At 60.3% G+C, this 15,896-nt stretch carries 15 protein-coding genes; 6 read left to right on the forward strand and 9 right to left on the reverse strand.

Translation table 11 applies throughout. The annotated features are described in order from the left end of the window. Nucleotides 1-24 precede the first annotated feature (24 nt). The gene (locus ACILSR_RS27375; RefSeq protein WP_395753002.1) at nt 25-339 is read left to right on the forward strand and encodes a putative quinol monooxygenase; all 315 of its coding nucleotides are present in this window, start codon (nt 25-27) and stop codon (nt 337-339) included. Between the two features lie 86 nt (nt 340-425). Further along, entirely contained in the window at nt 426-887 is a 462-nt protein-coding gene (locus tag ACILSR_RS27380) for a c-type cytochrome domain-containing protein (protein ID WP_395753003.1), read from the forward strand. Nucleotides 888-897: 10 nt separating this feature from the next. On the opposite strand, the gene ACILSR_RS27385 is transcribed toward ACILSR_RS27380, so the two are convergent. The 8 genes from ACILSR_RS27385 to ACILSR_RS27420 all read right to left on the reverse strand — a co-directional run bounded on the left by ACILSR_RS27385 (nt 898) and on the right by ACILSR_RS27420 (nt 10,020). Further along, nucleotides 898-1,905 (reverse strand): methyltransferase, encoded by a 1,008-nt coding sequence (locus ACILSR_RS27385; protein WP_395753004.1) that lies wholly within the window; start codon nt 1,903-1,905, stop codon nt 898-900. A 74-nt stretch (nt 1,906-1,979) separates the two neighbouring features. Continuing rightward, nucleotides 1,980-3,308 carry a TolC family protein gene (locus tag ACILSR_RS27390; protein WP_395753005.1) on the reverse strand — a complete coding sequence of 443 codons (1,329 nt, stop codon included), beginning with the start codon at nt 3,306-3,308 and terminating at the stop codon, nt 1,980-1,982. Between the two features lie 4 nt (nt 3,309-3,312). Further along, a complete protein-coding gene (locus ACILSR_RS27395; protein ID WP_395753006.1) occupies nt 3,313-3,717 on the reverse strand; it encodes a hypothetical protein in 405 nt (134 codons plus the stop codon). Nucleotides 3,718-3,747: 30 nt separating this feature from the next. Continuing rightward, entirely contained in the window at nt 3,748-4,728 is a 981-nt protein-coding gene (locus tag ACILSR_RS27400) for an efflux RND transporter periplasmic adaptor subunit (protein WP_395753007.1), read from the reverse strand. A gap of 67 nt (nt 4,729-4,795) precedes the next feature. Continuing rightward, complete coding sequence (locus ACILSR_RS27405; RefSeq protein WP_395753008.1) at nt 4,796-7,915, reverse strand: efflux RND transporter permease subunit; 3,120 nt, start codon at nt 7,913-7,915, stop codon at nt 4,796-4,798. 160 nt (nt 7,916-8,075) lie between these two features. Continuing rightward, nucleotides 8,076-9,068, reverse strand: a complete 993-nt coding sequence (locus ACILSR_RS27410) for a bestrophin family protein (RefSeq protein WP_395753009.1) — start codon at nt 9,066-9,068, stop codon at nt 8,076-8,078. A 150-nt stretch (nt 9,069-9,218) separates the two neighbouring features. After that, nucleotides 9,219-9,536: a PadR family transcriptional regulator gene (locus ACILSR_RS27415; RefSeq protein WP_395753010.1), complete on the reverse strand. Its 318-nt coding sequence runs from the start codon at nt 9,534-9,536 to the stop codon at nt 9,219-9,221. Between the two features lie 190 nt (nt 9,537-9,726). Beyond that, nucleotides 9,727-10,020: an ArsR/SmtB family transcription factor gene (locus ACILSR_RS27420; protein ID WP_395753011.1), complete on the reverse strand. Its 294-nt coding sequence runs from the start codon at nt 10,018-10,020 to the stop codon at nt 9,727-9,729. A 118-nt stretch (nt 10,021-10,138) separates the two neighbouring features. Here ACILSR_RS27420 and ACILSR_RS27425 point away from each other — a divergent pair, with 118 nt between their 5' ends. From ACILSR_RS27425 to ACILSR_RS27435, 3 genes are read left to right on the forward strand one after another with little or no spacing between them, the layout of a single operon-like run. Beyond that, the gene (locus tag ACILSR_RS27425) at nt 10,139-11,188 is read left to right on the forward strand and encodes an alkene reductase (RefSeq protein WP_395753012.1); all 1,050 of its coding nucleotides are present in this window, start codon (nt 10,139-10,141) and stop codon (nt 11,186-11,188) included. Beyond that, nucleotides 11,185-12,204 carry an LLM class flavin-dependent oxidoreductase gene (locus tag ACILSR_RS27430; RefSeq protein WP_395753013.1) on the forward strand — a complete coding sequence of 340 codons (1,020 nt, stop codon included), beginning with the start codon at nt 11,185-11,187 and terminating at the stop codon, nt 12,202-12,204. The genes ACILSR_RS27425 and ACILSR_RS27430 overlap by 4 nt, the downstream gene beginning before the upstream one ends. Before the next feature lie 38 nt (nt 12,205-12,242). Then, nucleotides 12,243-13,277, forward strand: a complete 1,035-nt coding sequence (locus tag ACILSR_RS27435) for an aldo/keto reductase (RefSeq protein WP_395753014.1) — start codon at nt 12,243-12,245, stop codon at nt 13,275-13,277. A gap of 6 nt (nt 13,278-13,283) precedes the next feature. On the opposite strand, the gene ACILSR_RS27440 is transcribed toward ACILSR_RS27435, so the two are convergent. Continuing rightward, on the reverse strand, nt 13,284-14,192 hold the full coding sequence (locus ACILSR_RS27440) for an alpha/beta hydrolase (RefSeq protein WP_395753015.1): 909 nt from the start codon (nt 14,190-14,192) through the stop codon (nt 13,284-13,286). 118 nt (nt 14,193-14,310) lie between these two features. Between ACILSR_RS27440 and ACILSR_RS27445 the strand changes: the two genes are divergently transcribed. Further along, complete coding sequence (locus tag ACILSR_RS27445; protein WP_395753016.1) at nt 14,311-15,864, forward strand: sialate O-acetylesterase; 1,554 nt, start codon at nt 14,311-14,313, stop codon at nt 15,862-15,864. Nucleotides 15,865-15,896: the final 32 nt, after the last annotated feature.

Genomic DNA, 15,896 nt, shown 5'->3' on the forward strand with positions numbered 1-15,896 from the left:
CATGATACGTAGAACGCAGGTTGCATGTTAATCAAAAATCGCCTCTCTCTTGCTCTTATGGTCAACGTCATTGTCATCCTCGAGATCGATCCGCAGAAGATCGATGAATTCCTTTCAGTCATTCTCGAAAACGCCGCCGCTTCCCGCCTGGAGCCTGGCTGCATCCGTTTCGAAGTCAGCCGCGACAATGAGCAGTCCAATCTCTTTGCGCTGAGCGAGAGCTATGTGGATCAGGCCGCCTTTGATCTGCACTACACCACGCCGCATGTCGCCAAATGGCGCGCCAAGGGTCCTGGCTTTGTGCTCAAGCGCTGGGCCGTCAAAGGACCGGTGCTCTAAACTGGGGCGGGAGAGTCGTTTTTAAAAAGGCGCGCTGCCTGCCTGAATTGGCGTCACAGATGCCCTGTGGATGGCTATCATCTCGGATGAAGTGCCGTGTCCTCCTGATTTGCCTGTGCCTGGGTCTGGCCCTGCTCGCCGCCTGCTCCCAAAGGACGGATCCCACCCACCCGTTCATCGCGATCGCAGACCATGATTATTTTGTGCAGTACGTAAAGCCGGTCCTTCAGGCCCGTTGCCTTTCCTGTCATCGCGGGAGCGACGCCCCGGCCGGACTTTCACTCGTCCAGCGCAGCGATCTTTACGCGCCCCGCAGGTATGGCCGGGCCTTCGTCGTGCCGGGAGATCCGCACGCCAGCAGGCTGCTGACCGCCGTGTCCTGGGGTGGCAATCATCCCGGCCAGTCCATGGGCCCCTTGCTGACAGCGGCTGAAACCGACCTGCTTTACGAATGGATCGAAGACGGCGCCCATTGGCCGGACAATCCAGACGGCTTCCTCCAGCCGCGGATCTATCTGCCGCGCAAAAAAGGACTGCTAGAGCGCTGAGCCGCCGCGATCACTTGATGCCGATCACCATCGAGTCCGGGCCTACGAGGTGCTCGACACGGCAGTTCGTAAAGCCGGCCTCCTGCATCCAGCCGATGCAATCCGCCCCGGTGTAGTCAAAGCCGCCGGGAGTTTCGATCAGCATGTTCAGGCTCATGAGCAGACCGAAGGCGTTCTCTTTGCGCGCATCGTCAATGATCGAATCATAAACCACCACGGCGCCACCCACGGGCAGTGCGGAGTAGGCTTTGTTCAGCAGCATGAGCTTCGTGTCCTGGTTCCAGTCATGCAGGATGTGGCCAAACAGCAGCACGTCTGCCTGCGGAAGTTCATCAGTGAAGAAACTGCCTCCGGCAAATTTCACGCGGCCGTCCAAGCCGTTGGCCGTGATGTATTCTTCAAAGATCGGCGCGACTTCCGGCAGATCAAAGCCGATGCCCTTCAGGTGCGGATTGGCCAGCGTGATCTGCGTGACCAGATCTCCCTGCGCCGTGCCGATGTCCGCGCAGCTCTGGTAGTTCGCCCAGGGAAACTTTTGCGCGATGGCCATGTTCGCCCCGCGGCTCACGCCAGACATGGCGCGCAGGAATTCACGCAGCTTGGCGGGGTCGGCATAGAGTGCGGTGAAAGGATCATGCCCGCCTTTGGATTCGTTTTGCGGTTCGCCAGTGCGCAGTGCTTCCGTGAGGCCGCCCCAGAAGGGGAAGAGACGGTGGTTGGCCATCTCCAAAATGCCGCCGATGTAGGACGGCTTGGCCTTGTCCAAAAACAGGTCCGTCTCCGGTGTGTTGCGGTAGGTGCCGTCCTCATCACGCTGCAAAAACTTCAGAGCCACCAGTGCATCGAGAAAATCACGCGCTCCGCGTGGATGCAATCCCATGCGCCCCCGCAGGGTGCCGAGATCTCCAGGATGCTTCGCCAGTTCGGTGAAAATTTCCATCTCCACGGCGCTGAGCAGTGTTTTGGAAGCCCAGAAGGCGAGACCGGTTTGCAGGATATGATCGGGTGCGAGATTCATGGGCAGGATTTTGAAGCAACCTCACATGGGTGCAACTGGAACACCGCATCATTCGCGCCCAAGACGTGTGTGGCTTATTTCCCCACCGCGCGCTTCAGGGCATGCTGCGCCTTGTTGAATTCAGTCACGGCAATGACACGGCTCTGGCGTGCGCGGGTGAGTTCCTCACGCGCCAGCAGGTACTCCAGCACCACGCCCACCTGGCTGGCCTGGCGTTCCTTGGCCAGCTTCGTCATTTCCTCCGCGGCACTCACGGCTTCGTCGTTGATCCGAATCCGGTCATTGGCGGACTGCGAGCGCGTGGCGGCTTCGACCACTTCACGGCCGATCTCTGCCTTAACCTGGCTGGTTTGCAGCGCGGCGCTTTCTTCGCGTGCATCCGCCACCTTTTGACGCTGACGGTCAAACAGACCGCCGGGGCCGATCTTCCAGCCGAGGCCGAGGTAGTAGTCCTGCTGGCTGCCGAAGTTTCCCCAGCGGTTTCCCACATTCGGGCCGCCACCCAGTCCGCCGGCAGTGTAACCCGCCTGCACGGACGGAATCAGCGGAGCCACGCGGGCGCGATCTTTCTCTGCATCCATGGACTTGTGGATGGCCTGCGCGGCATGCACCTCCGGACGGTTCTGCTGCGCCATCGAGATCATGGTGGCCACACCTTTGCCCACCATCATTTTGACGGGAACGAGGTCCGACTTTGCGGGGCGCAGTGCAGCTTCGGGAGTGAGTCGCAGGATTTCTGCGAGCCGGGCGGCAGCAAGATCGCGCGTTTCCTCGCCCTGTCGAATGGCGAGCTTCGCCCGGCTGATCTGCGATTTCACCCGCAGCAGGTCGGCGCGGAAGGCGGTGCCCGCCGTGACCGCTCCATCGAGCTGCTTTCCATAGTCCTCCGTAAGCTGCAGGTCATCCTCAATGATGAAGAGCATGGCCTCGGCGGCGAGGAGGTCATAATACCGTTCCACCGACTGAGTCACGATATCGATGCGTGCTTTGTCCGCCAGATGCTCCGCAGCCAGCGCACGCTGCTTGGCGGCGAGCGCCGCATAATAAATGTCCCCCGGAGACCAGTCGATCATGACCGTGGAGCCCACCGTGTACTGCTGCTTGTTCACGTTGAAAACATTACCCGCAATATCCTGCAAGCGGCCCTCATGACCTCGATACCCGGCACCGAGACTCAAGGTGGGCCAGAAGCGCTGCCAGGCCTGCTTGGACTCCGCAATCGCCTCATCATGCTTCGCGCGCGCATTCTGGATCTCGTCGTTGTTCGCCCCCGCGAGGCGCATGACGGTGCGGAGATCGACGAAGGCAGTATCGGCCCGGAGAAGCGTCGGGCTGAGGAGCAGCAGCGCCGCGCAATGACGGACGAGTGATGTGGCGAGCAATCGGAAGCTTGGATTTTTCATCTGATCAAGGGGCTGGAGTCGGTGGGAGCTGCTGGGGATCGATAGTTCGTGCAAACTGGATGAAAAAAATGATCTGCAAGGGGGCTGTGGTTATCCAGGCCACTTCTACGTTCTCCCGTTTCAGGCCAAGGAAAATAAAGAATCCGGTCAACAGCAGCAGGGCCAGCCAGCGAAGAATAGTGGACCCTTTCAAAGAGACCAATGATGATACTGGAAGCAACAGTGCCGCCAAAAAGGGCTGGCCGAACGGAGAACAAATGATGTCGGCAGGTCTTTCTGCGAAATACTGCCATAGGAAGCCACCGCCATGTCCGCCGGCAATCAGTATGCAAAACGTGCCGGCCATGATCATAACCATCATGCTCACATCCACCCTCAATCGGCTTTTTCTGTGATCAGGCTTGTTCATGAGAATGATGGGTGAACGGATGAAAGACGATCACTTCACTGTGACAGCCTGCTTGTCCGTCAACACCGTAGTGCCGGGCAGGAGAATGACGTCGTCAGCTTTGAGTTCAGGAATCTCCACATTCGCGCCGTCATTGAAGCCAGTCTTCACGGCAGTCTTCACGGCCTTGCCATCGACGTGCTTGAAGACAAACGCATTGGTCTTTTCCATCACAAGTCCCGCCACGGGGATGAGCGTGGCATTGTCATGTTTTTCCACGGCGATCTTGGCCATGGCATACATGCCGGGGCGGAGCTTGAGCTCGGTGTTTTTTAGATCGGCCTCGGCAAGCATGGTGCGGGTGGCGGGATCCAGAGCGTAGGCGATGCGAGAAACGCTGGCCTCCACCGGTGCGGGGCCGCTGGCATCAATCTGCGCCTTCACCGGTTTGCCGACCGCCACGAGGGAGCTCTCCATTTCAGTGACGGGAATCTGCAGTCGCAAGGTGCTGGCATCCACAATCTCCACGATCTTGCTGGTGTGCGCGGTGACGAGTGCGCCAGCATCCACATGACGGGCGGTGACGATGCCATCAAACGGCGCTTTGATTTCAGCAAACGCGAGCAACGTCGTGATGCGGTCCATGCCTGCCTTCGCGATCGCCAGTTTGGCCTCCGCATCTTCAACCGACTGCGGCAGCACGATGTCGGGAGATTTCGCGCGGGCCTCATGCATGCGCTTCGACTCCAAACTGGCGGCAGCAATCTCCGCTTTGCTCTTGGCGAGATCGGCCAGGAGTTCCGGCACTTCGAGCTTCGCAATGACCTGGCCTGCTTTGACCGCATCTCCTTTGTCCACGCTGATCGCGGCGACGTAGCCGGTGACCTTTGCATGCAGTACCACCTGCTGCCATGGCGCGAGTGTGGCAGGGAGAGAGACCCAGCGGTGAATGGTACCGGTAGTAGGCTTCGCAGCAGGAAGATCAAGCGCCGAAGCGGCGGATGCGAAGATGAGAAAGAGCAGGCTGCGCATGAGAAAAACGAAGGAGTGAAAGCTGGGAACTGAGAACGTTAAATTGGAATAGCCGTAGCGTGTTTGATCAGGATTCAAGTGGCTCCAACGATGCCTCTTTGGCCGTCTTCGAAGCCAGCAGCGCATACACCGCAGGCAGCACGAGCAGCGTCGCAACGGTGGCGAGCGCGAGGCCGCCGATGGTGGCGATGGCGAGCGGACTCGTCTGTGAACGCGCGAGCGCCATGGGGATCATGCCAGCGATCATGGCCAGCGTGGTCATCAGAATAGGACGCAGGCGTGAGGTGGCGCTTTCCAAAGCAGCGTCTCTCTTGCTCATTCCGCCGAGTTGCGCACGATGAGCAAAGGTGACGAGCAGGATGGCATTCGCCACGGCCACACCGACGGACATGATGGCACCCATGAAGCTTTGCAAATTGAGAGTGGTGCCGGTAAACATGAGCGCAAGCACCACGCCAAGCAGCGCGGCAGGCGTCGTAGTCAGCACGATGAGAGCCAGGCGTACGCTTTGAAAGTTCGCCACCAGCAGAAGCAGGATGGTGACAATCGCGATGAGCAGGCCGGTTTGCAATCCGCTCTGGAGCTCTTTGAGCGGCGGCACCTGGCCACGCAGCGTGACGCTGACTCCTGCGGGGGCCGGATTGTCAGCGATCACCTTTTCCACCTGCTTGGCGATGCTGCCCAGCGGCCGGTCATGCAGATTTGCCGTGATGGAGATGCTGCGCGCCATGTTGTAGCGGTCGTATTGGCCGATGACATTTCCTTCGGTGATTTTGGCGATGTTGCGCAGCGGCACGGGCGGCCGGTTCTGCGCGGTGACGGGCACGTTGCGCAGGTCTTCCAGGCTCTTCATCAGCGGCTGCGGCACCTGCACCTGGAGCGAGTAGCTGACGCCTGTCTTGGTATCCGCCCAGAAGATCGGCACGGTGAAGCGGCTGCTGGTGGTCGCGGCCACGAGGCTTCGCGTGGCATCGCTCATTTTCACGCCGAGCAGGCCCGCGCGCTCACGGTCGATATGCACATCCACGCTGGGGTAGTCAAGTGTCTGGCTGAACTGCACATCGCGCAGGTCCTTGAGTTCGGCGAGCTTGGACTTGAGAAGCTCTGCATGCACGCGGCTGGCGGCGAAGTCCTTGCCACTGATCGCCACCTCGATGGGCGTGGGGGAGCCGAGCGCCATCACGCGTGAAACGATGTCCGCAGGCTCAAACGAGAACTGCACCTGTGGAAATTCCGCTGCGAGGCGTGCGCGCAGTTTTTCGCGCAGCGGAGACACCGCCACGCCACTGCCTTCCTTGAGCTGGATCTGCAGGATGGCTTCCTCCGGCCCGCTGTTCCACTGGTGAATGAGATTCACAGGATAGTTCGGCGCATGCACGCCGATGAGGCCCATGCTGATCGCCACTTTGTCCGTGCCGCTCTCTTCCCCAATGATGGCCAGCGTGCGCAGCGCGATCTGCTCGGTGGTTTCAAGCCGTGTGGCGGTAGGAGCACGCAGGCGCAGCTGAAGCTGCCCCGCGTCGATCTGCGGAAAGATCTCAGTGCCGAGGAATGGAAGCAGCACGCTGATGGCAAAGATGGCACCCCCAAGATAGGCCGGCACAAGAATATGACGCAGCGCGATGGAGGGCTTGAAAAGTAGCGCAAGCCTCCGGCTTGCAGCCTCCACCGCAACCGGCACCGTTGCTCTTCGGTTCGTCGCCTCACGGTGCCACCAAATATTCAGGATCGGCACCAGCGTGCTGGAGAGCAAATACGAAGCGACCATGCTGAAGCCCACCGCCAGCGACAGCGGCAGGAAGAGCGCCTTGGCCGCGCCCGTCATGAATAAGCTTGGCACAAACACCGCGAGCACGCACAGCATGGAAAGCGAGCGCGGGCCGATCGTTTCCTCTGAGGCATCCAGCACCACCCGCGCCAGCGAGCGGCCGCCGCCCTGCTTCATGTGCCTGTGGATGTTCTCGATCTCCACCGTGGCTTCATCCACCAAAATGCCCACCGCCAGCGCAAGGCCTCCCAGCGTCATGAGATTGATGGTGTAACCCCCGATCCATAGCGCCAGCACCGCGGCAGCGATGGCGATGGGAATATTGAGCACCACAATGAACGCGCTGCGCAGATCCCGCAGGAAAAGGAGCACCATCAGCCCTGTGAGTGCCGCGCCGAGGACGCCCTCTTTGACGAGATCGCGGATGGCACGGATGATCCACGGACTTTGATCGAACTCGAACGTGACGTTGATGTCCTCGGGGCATGCGGCTTTGAACTTCGGCAGGTTCTGCTTCACCAGCTCCACCACGCTGAGCGTGGAGGCATCGCTGCGCTTCGTCACCGGCATGTATACCGTGCGCTTGCCGTTCACGATGGCGATGCTGTACATCATGTCGCTGCCATCGCTGACTTCGCCGAGATCGCGCACATACACCGCTCCTTGATCGGTCACCTTCACCGGCACGGCCGCGAGGTCCTGGATGTTTTTCACCACCGCATTCGTGGGCACAATCGGGAAGCTGTGCGGGAGCGAGAGATTGCCGCTCGGGCTGATGGTGTTCGCGGCCGTCATGGCCGCAACGATGTCATCCGGAGAGAGTCCATAGGCGCGCAGGCGGTCCGGCTTTACATTGATCAAAATGGTGCGCGCACTGCCGCCGAAGGGAGGCGGGGCGGAGACCCCGGGCAGCGTGGCAAAGAGCGGGCGCACCATGTTCAGCGCGGCGTCCTGCATCTGCCCCACGGTGCGCGCGGGGTTCTCCGTGGAGAAGACGAGATTTCCCACCGGCACGCTGCCGGCGTCAAATCGTGTGACGAAGGCACCCGGCGTGCCCGGCGGCATGAAGGAGCGCGCGCGATTCACATACGCAATCGTCTCCGAGAGCGCCGCGGACATGTCCGTGCCAGGATGAAACTGCAGCTTCATGATCGAAGCGCCCTGGATGTTCTTGGACTCCACATGCTCGATGCCCGCGATGTAGAGGAAGTGATACTCGTAGTAGTAGGTCAGGTAGCCCTCCATCTGCAGCGGATCCATGCCACCGTAGGGCTGCGCCACGTAGATGGTGGGGATGCCCAGTGTCGGAAAGACATCTCGCGCCATCTTTTCTTTCGCCTGCCATGCTCCAAGAAGGATCGCCACGACGATGACGATGATGGTCCATGGGTGGCGGAGAGCGAGGCGGGGCAGGGACATGATGGGTCGGGAGAACGGAGCGGGAACCGATTACGGGCACCGTAAACGACTGCCGAACAAGCTTTTTCCTCAAAAAAGCGTTTTTTTCACCACCAGCCCCAGCCGGCTTTTTCCTTTGCGACAGGCCGTGGCTCCTGCACTGCGGATGGCCAGGTCTCCGTCAGAGGAGGACGTTGTTTTCGGGCTGCAGCTTGGGAGGCAGTTTTTCTTCCCCGAGAATCTCGCGCACGTCGATCTCGATATTGCGGCAGATGGTGGAAATGGGGGTGTCGTTGATGGCGTTGTCGAACGGGTTTTCACTGAACTCGCCAGTCTGTTCCATGGTGTAAAAGATCCATGAGATGAGCACCGAAAAGGGAATGGTGAGCCAGACTCCGGGCCCGCCCACGATGGAGCTGAGGTCCTTCAGCAGACCAAACGGCAGCAGGAAGATGAAGATGTGCACAAAGATGTGGCTGAAGATGTTGTACTGGCGGAAAAGCGGGGTCGTTTTGATGCGCTCGCATCCGCCCTGGAGATTGTGGAATTCGGTGATGAGCCGCATCAGTTCGATGTGCTCGAATCCATCGATCACGCCCTCGCGTTTCAGCCGGGCCAGGTGCTCGGCATGCACCTTGAGCAGCATGCAGGCCGGGTTGTTGAGGATCTTGAGACGGTCATAGTAATGCATTTTGCCATGTTCTTCCAGGATGCGCTTGAGGCCTTTGTCGAACTCCTCCAGTTCAAGGCGCTCTCCGGCGAAAGTCTTGTGCAGGTTCTGCTTGCTGGTGGCCCAGGGGATGGTGCGGCGCAGCTGAAGGCGGAGAATATTGATGAAGGCGAGGTGGCGGTAGGCGGCCTCACGCACGTCCTTGGAGTCGGCGGGCAGACTGGCCTTCAGGTGGGCGACGAAACTGCGGGAGGCGTTGGTGATGCCACCCCATAAACGACGGGCCTCCCATAGGCGGTCATAGGCCTGGTTGTTCTTGAAGCCGACGAAAAAGGCCACGGCAGTGCCAATGGTGCCGACGGGCAGGAAGGGGATGGCGATCCAGCGCATCCCGGCGAAGCGATAAAGCAATACTGCAATAGTACTGATGAGCAGAGACTCAATGAAGTTCCGACGTGCGAAGTGCCAGAGGAGAATCAAACGAAAGTCTTTGCCGACGTACATGGAGTGCTGGTATGGTGAAGGTGAAAGTAAAAAGGGGAGGCGTCATGGAAAAGCACTCTGCATGCCATGCATGGGCTTACGTGAACGTGCCGGTCTATACGATGGCAGACGCATGCTGCGCGATCAGTTTTTTGCACCCCCGCGCAAGTGTCAGTGCTTGCCCACTTCCACGCCCAGCTCTCTGAGCTGCTTTCGCACGATCTTGAGCACCGCGCGTCCTTCCTTGGTGATGGTATAGGATCGCGGCGCCTTGGGACCGCGTGCTGCGTCCGCCTTGGAGGTGAGCCAGCCGTTTTTCTCCATGCGCTTCAGAAGCGGGTAGAGCGTACCCGGACTGACTTCATAGCCGTGGTGCGCCAGTTCCTTCAGCATCCATTGGCCGATCACCTCGCCCTCGGCGGCATGGTGCAGCACATGCACCTTCCAGAAGGAGAGGAGAATTTCACGGTTGATGAGCTTGAGGTCCACGTCAGTGAGAATGTAGTCCTCCAAAGCAGCGGGTGGTCAAGCAACGTCTCATCGAAACTGCCGGCCGCGTGCCTGAACCACGCATCCGGCACCCGTATTACCATGACAGTGCGGTGCCATCATGGTCAAAGAAGGAAGGGGGGTGGTGGCTCGACGCGCCCAGCCTCAGGCTGGCGGACAGGCGGCTCTGTCACTCCTCGTGCTCACGCTTCCATGCTTTGAGAATGGTGTCCAGCAGCCCCGGAAAACGGCTCTCCAGCTCCTTGCGCCTCACTTTGCTTGTCAGCTCCACGCCGCGGCGTTCGCTGTGGATGATCCCTGCCTCGCGTAATATGCGGTAGTGCTGGGAGCAGGTGGACTTCGGCATGGTGCACTTTAGTCGGCCGGTCGTCTCCACGCAGTTCAGCCCTTCCTCCGCTTTCCGCAGCTCCGCCACGATGCTGAGACGCACCGGGTCTGACAAGGCATGCAGGATGCCGGGCACGGAAAAACTTTCGGCTGGAGGATGGTGGAGAGGTCTGATGCATGCACGCTACATTAATTTCACTTGCAGTTCAATATTTCTATTGTTCCGTATTTGTGAACAATAGAACTAACAGATCATGCCCACTCTCTTTGACTCCCTCCAGCTCGGCCCTTTGCAGCTCCCGAACCGCATCTTCCTGGCCCCGCTCACCCGTGCCCGCGCCGGGCAGCAGCGCGTGCCAAACGCCCTCATGGCCGAGTACTACCGCCAGCGTGCCAGTGCGGGACTCATCCTCACGGAGGCCACCTCCGTCACGCCCATGGGCGTCGGTTACGCGAATACCCCCGGCATCTGGTCACAGGAGCAGGTGGCTGGCTGGCAGCTTGTCACCCAGGCCGTGCATGAGGCCGGTGGCCACATCTTCCTGCAGCTCTGGCACGTCGGTCGCATCTCAGACCCCATGTTTCTCGATGGCGCACTGCCCGTGGCCCCCAGCGCCATTGCCGCCGCAGGGCATGTGAGTCTCGTTCGTCCTGAAAAACCCTTCGTCAAACCGCGTGCTCTCGAGCTTTCCGAAATCCCCGGCATCATCGAAGCCTTCCGCAAAGGCGCTGAAAACGCCAAGCTCGCCGGCTTCGACGGTGTGGAAATCCACGGTGCCAATGGCTACCTGCTCGATCAGTTCCTGCAGTCCAAGACCAACCACCGAACGGACGAATACGGCGGTTCGGTGGAAAATCGCGCCCGCTTGATGCTTGAAGTCGCTGATGCCGTCATCTCGATCTGGGGCGCCGACCGCGTTGGCATGCACCTGGCGCCTCGCGGAGATGCCCATGACATGGGCGATGCCAATCCGCTCGAAACTTTCAGTCACGTCGCGCGCGAGCTGGGTCGACGCAAGATCGCCTTTATCGCGGCCCGTGAGCATCAGGCGCCGGACAGCATCGGCCCCGCGCTGAAAAAAGCCTTCGGCGGCGTGTATGTGGCCAATGAGAAATTCACCCTGGAGTCCGGCAATGCGATTCTTGCCGCAGGAGACGCGGACGCAGTGGCCTTCGGCGTGCCCTTCCTCGCCAATCCCGATCTGCCCAAACGCTTTGCTCAAAACGCAGCGCTCAATGCGCCTGATCCGTCCACCTTTTATGCGGACGGGGCGAAGGGTTACACCGATTACCCAGCGTTATGAAAACGCCCCCCGGCCTCCTTTACTCCGTCCTCGATCTGTCGCCCATCTTGCAGGGCGAGACTGCCGCTCAGTCCTTTCAGCATTCGCTGAATCTGGCGCGGCATGCGGAGAAGTGGGGCTACCATCGCTTCTGGGTGGCCGAGCATCACAATATCCCCGGCGTGGCCAGCGCGGCCACCTCGGTGGTCATCGGCCACATCGCCGGCGGCACCTCCACCATTCGCGTCGGCTCCGGCGGCATCATGCTGCCAAATCATGCTCCGCTGGTCATCGCGGAGCAGTTCGGCACGCTGGAGTCGCTGTATCCTGGCCGCATCGATCTCGGCCTCGGTCGCGCTCCCGGTGGAGACCATCTTACCGCTCGTGCGCTCCGTCGCGGTCTTGGCAGCAGTGGCGATACCTTTCCGGCGGATGTGCAGGAATTGATCGCCTTTCTCGGCGATCCCACCCCCGGACAACGAGTGCACGCCGTGCCGGGGCAGGGGTTAAAAGTCCCCATCTACCTGCTGGGCAGCAGCACATTCAGTGCCACCCTCGCGGCAGAGCTGGGCCTGCCTTTCGCCTTCGCTTCTCACTTCGCCCCCGAGCTGCTGCATCAGGCGCTAGACATTTACCGCAACCAGTTTCAGCCCTCCGCAGCGCTGCAGGAGCCACATGTGATGATCGGCGTCAATGTCATCGCCGCAGACACCGACGCCGAGGCAAAGCGTCTTTTCACCTCGCTCCAGCAGGTCTTCCTCAATCTCATCCGCGGCTGGCCCAAGCAGCTGCCACCTCCCGTTGACGACATCGATGCCCTCTGGAGCCCCGTTGAGGCCGCACACGTCGCCCGCATGACCCGCTGCTCCGCCGTCGGCGGACCCGACACTTTCCGCCAGCAGATCGAAGTCCTTCTCAATGACACCGGCGCGGACGAAATCATCGCCACCGCCCACATCCACGATCAGCAGGCGCGGCTGCATTCCTTCGAAATCGCCGCGGATGTTTTTAAAAGCCTGCGGGATTTCAATTCCTAGCTTCATTCACTCCTCAACAAACCACCTCACAAACTCCTATGGAATACAGACAACTCGGCGGCTCCGGCTTTAAGGTCCCCTCCCTCACCCTCGGCACCGGCACATTCGGCGGCGGCACGGAATTCTTCAAAGAATGGGGCGCGTCCGATGTCGCGGAAGCCTCCCGCCTCATCGACATCTGCCTGGAGCACGGCCTCACCATGTTCGATTCGGCAGACATCTACTCCAACGGCCTCGCTGAAGAAATTCTCGGCCAGGCCATCAAAGGCCGTCGCGATCAGGTGCTCATCTCCACCAAGGGCACCTTCCGCTTTGGCGAAGGGCCAAACAACGTCGGCTCCTCCCGCTGGCATCTCATTCGCTCTGTGGAGGGCAGCCTCAAGCGCCTCGGCACCGACTACATCGATCTCTTCCAGCTTCACGGCTTCGATGCCATGACCCCCGTGGAGGAAGTCGTCGGCACGCTGGATGATCTCGTGCGCGCTGGCAAAATCCGCTACCTCGGTGTCTCCAATTTCTCCGGCTGGCACCTCATGAAGTCACTGGCGCATGCCGACAAGTTTGGCCTCACCAAATACGTCGCCAATCAAACCTACTACTCCCTCGTCGGCCGCGAATACGAATGGGAGCTCATGCCTCTCGGTGTTGATCAAAAAGTCGGTGCCGTCGTCTGGAGTCCGCTCGGCTGGGGCCGCCTCACCGGCAAGATCCGCCGCAGCCAGCCCCGGCCGGAAAGCGGCCGCCTCTCCCAGAAGCTCAGCAGGGAAATGGGCCCGCAGGTGGAGGATGAATACCTCTTTAAAGTCGTGGACGCCTTGGACGAAGTCGCCGCCGAGACCGGCAAGACCGTCCCGCAGGTAGCGCTTAACTGGCTGCTGCAGCGCCCCACGGTTTCCTCTCTCATCATCGGTGCCCGCAATGAGGATCAGCTACGCCAAAATCTCGGCGCCGTCGGCTGGAATCTCACCGCGGATCAGGTGGCCAAGCTCGACGCCGCCAGCGCAAAGCCGAAGATCTACCCCTACTGGCACCAGAGCGGCTTCGAGGAGCGCAATCCGTTCCCGACGAAGTGACACCGCTCACTTCTTGACGCCGCGCAGGTGGGCATCAAACCACTCCGCAAACTGGGCGTAGTCCGGCTGGCGATCCGTCCAGCCATGGCCTGCGCCCGGTTTCACCACCAGTTGGGCCGTCGCACCTGCCTCCTTCGCTTTGGCCACAAAAGTCTCCGACTGCTGAATTGGCACCAAAAAATCCTGATCGCCGTGAATGATGAAAGTCGGCGGCAGTTGCGCAGTGATGTAGTAGATCGGCGAGACCTCCCTGCCCAGACGCTGCCGCCCTTTCGGCGTGTCTGACTCAGCGCCGAAGGCCCCTTTGTAATTCTTCAGCGTGCCCACTCCCACGGCATCCTCACCGGGCTTGCCATAGTTGAGGAAATCCGTGGGCGGGTACAGACATGCCACCGCCTGGATCGCACTGCTCTCACGATCCACCGCGTCCTTCGCCTTCGGATCTCCAGGACCGCCGTGCACCGCCATCGTTAGAGAGAGATGCCCGCCCGCACTGCCGCCGCTGATTCCCAGCTTGTCCGGATTCACCTTCCACTGGGCGGCATTGTGCCGGATGAACCGCACGGCGCGGTGAATATCCTGCGTGATCTCAGGAATGATGAACTTCGGCTGGCACGCGTGCCGCACAGAAAAGACCGTGTACCCACGCTCAAGAAATGGCGCGTAAAAAGGCGGTGTGTTGGGTGAGTAGCCCGAAACCCAGCCGCCGCTCACCATGTACACAATGCCAAAGCCATTCGGCTTTTCCGGCGTGATGACATCCAGCGTCAGCGCGAATCCAAATTTGCGGCCATAGACCACATCGTTTTGCCGTGTGTGTGCCGGGATGATCACCGCTGGCGCCTTGGTCTCTGCATGCAGAGCGTGGCTGCTGAGAAGAAGCAGGAAGGAAAAAAGACGAAGGGCGGATTTCATGGTGCATCACATACGCACCGCTGCCGCCGGTGCTCGCATGGCGCCCCTCAGTTCTCCGCTGGTCAGCAGATTTTACCAGAAACATCACCCTCGTCTGCACGTCAATCATGCCACCACCATGAAGCCAGCCCTTGTTTTGCTCCTATCCGCCACCTGTGCCTTTGCCGGCGTGAAGATGCCCGCGGTCATCTCAGACCATATGGTGCTGCAGGCGGACACTCCCGTGGCCATCTGGGGCTGGGCGGACACAGGCGAGGAGGTGCAGGTGGAGTTCGCCGGTCAGAAAAAAGCCACCAAGACTGCTGCCGACGGAAAATGGTGGGTGAAGCTCGACAAGCTCCAGGCCAGCGCTCAGCCACAGACGCTGACGGTTTCGGGCACAAACACCCTCACCATCAGAGATGTCCTTGTGGGTGAGGTCTGGCTCGCCTCCGGCCAGTCAAACATGGAGATGCGCATCAAGGACAAGATGCACGGCCTCGTGGACAATGCGGACGCGGAGATGGCTGCGGCCAAGCATCCGGAAATTCGCGTCTTCGTGCATGATGAACCCTATGAGATCTACCAGTTGCCCGTGCCTGCGGACGAACCCGCCCAGGATCGCCCGGGCTCCTGGCGCGTGTGCTCGCCGGAAACCGTGGGCGATTTCTCAGCCATGGGCTACTTCTTCGCTCGCGATCTCCTTGCCGAGCTCAAGCAACCCGTCGGTATTCTCACCTCCGCAGTCGGCGGTACTCCCATCGAGGCCTGGACCAGCGCCTCAGCCCAGCAGGCTGTGCCAGAGCTAAAGCCCTTGCTTGAAGACTGGCAGCAGCGCCTCACCGGCTTTGATCCCGAGGCCGCTCAGAAGAAGTTTCTCGAAGACAAAGCCGCATGGCTGAAAGTACGGGCTGCTGCTTTGAAAGCGAAGCAGCCCGCCCCGAAAGCCCCGCTGCCATATAAAAACTTGGCCGTCATGAAACCCGGTGGCCTGTTCAATGGCATGATCGCGTCTCTCGTACCCTACACCATTCGCGGCGTCATCTGGTATCAGGGAGAGCGCAATGCCGCCGGCCCCTTCAGCCCCCTGTATGGCACCCAGCTTCGCACGCTCATTGCAGACTGGCGCGCGCGCTGGGGCGATGAGTTCCACTTCGCCTATGTCCAGCTTCCCGCGGTCAAAGGCGTGCAAAAGCTCCCCTCCGAGCCCAAAGGCTGGGGCGTCGCCGTGCGCGATGGCCAGCGCCGCACGCTCAGCGTTCCGCACACCAGCATGGCCATCACCATGGACCTGCACGGAGAGCTTAACGGCCACCCCACCAACAAGTCAGAGTACGCCAAACGCCTCTCCACCATCGTGCTGCATGACGTGTATCAAAAAGCCAGTCTTCTGCCCACTGGGCCGCTGCTCAAATCAGCGACAGCCGAAAAAGGAAAGATGGTGCTCTCCTTCGAATACGCCGATGGCCTGAAAGCCAAATCGGGCGAACTCGAAGGCTTCGCCATCGCCGGTACGGATGGCAAATTCGTCTGGGCCAGTGCCAGAGTCGAAGACGGAAAAGTCATCGTCTGGAACGAAAAACTCACCGATCCCAAGGCCGTGCACTACAGCTTTGCCGGCATGCCCAAAGGAAACCTGGTGAATGCCGCAAACATTCCTGCCTCCCCCTTTCGCACCGACGACTGGCAGTAAGATCCTCCATCAACAAAGGCGGAAAGTGCAGC

The sequence above is a fragment of the Prosthecobacter sp. genome (assembly GCF_044222565.1).
In the GTDB taxonomy this organism is placed as follows: Bacteria; Verrucomicrobiota; Verrucomicrobiia; order Verrucomicrobiales; family Verrucomicrobiaceae; genus Prosthecobacter.